This is a genomic window from Streptomyces sparsogenes subsp. cuspidosporus (genome assembly GCF_039532705.1).
GTDB lineage: Bacteria > Actinomycetota > Actinomycetes > Streptomycetales > Streptomycetaceae > Streptomyces > Streptomyces sparsogenes.
This window is the reverse complement of sequence record NZ_BAAASD010000130.1, coordinates 1-1,040: the sequence shown is the minus strand read 5'-3', so window position 1 is coordinate 1,040 and position 1,040 is coordinate 1. Positions and strand designations below refer to the sequence as shown.

Below are 1,040 nucleotides of genomic sequence, written 5' to 3'. Positions count from 1 at the left end.
CTCCATCTGTTCGGCGATCTTCATGGCCTCGTCGATCAGGGTCTCCACGATCTTCGACTCGGGCACGGTCTTGATCACCTCACCCTTGACGAAGATCTGCCCCTTCCCATTGCCCGAGGCCACCCCCAGATCAGCCTCCCGCGCCTCACCGGGACCATTGACCACACACCCCATCACCGCGACCCGCAACGGCACCTCCATGCCCTGCAGACCCGCCGTCACCTCATCCGCCAGCTTGTACACATCCACCTGCGCCCGACCACACGACGGACACGACACGATCTCCAACCGCCGCTGCCGCAGACCCAACGACTCCAGAATCTGGATACCGACCTTCACCTCCTCCACCGGAGGCGCCGACAACGACACCCGGATCGTGTCCCCGATCCCCTCACTGAGCAGCGCACCGAACGCCACCGCCGACTTGATCGTCCCCTGGAACGCCGGCCCCGCCTCCGTCACCCCCAGATGCAGCGGATAGTCACACCGAGCCGCCAACTGCCGATACGCGTTGATCATCACCACCGGGTCGTTGTGCTTCACCGAGATCTTGATGTCCCGGAACCCGTGCTCCTCGAACAGCGAGCACTCCCACAACGCCGACTCCACCAGCGCCTCCGGAGTCGCCTTCCCGTACTTCGCCAGAAGCCGCTTGTCCAGCGACCCCGCGTTCACCCCGATCCGGATCGGCACCCCCGCCTCCGACGCCGCCTTCGCGATCTCCTTGACCTTGTCGTCGAACTGCCGGATGTTCCCCGGATTCACCCGCACCGCCGCACACCCGGCATCGATCGCCGCGAACACATACTTCGGCTGGAAATGAATATCCGCGATCACCGGAATCTGCGACTTCCGCGCGATCACCGGCAACGCGTCCGCGTCGTCCTGCGACGGACACGCCACCCGCACGATCTCGCACCCCGAAGCCGTCAGCTCCGCGATCTGCTGCAGCGTCGCACCCACATCCGCCGTCACCGTCGTCGTCATCGACTGCACCGACACCGGCGCGTCCCCACCCACCGCCACCGACCCGACCTGGA

At 65.7% G+C, this 1,040-nt stretch carries 1 protein-coding gene; it reads right to left on the bottom strand.

Annotated elements, in window-relative coordinates; all coding sequences use genetic code 11:
- Nucleotides 1-1,040: flavodoxin-dependent (E)-4-hydroxy-3-methylbut-2-enyl-diphosphate synthase (gene ispG / locus ABFY07_RS42675; protein ID WP_346179611.1), on the bottom strand; the 1,040-nt coding region annotated here is incomplete at both ends.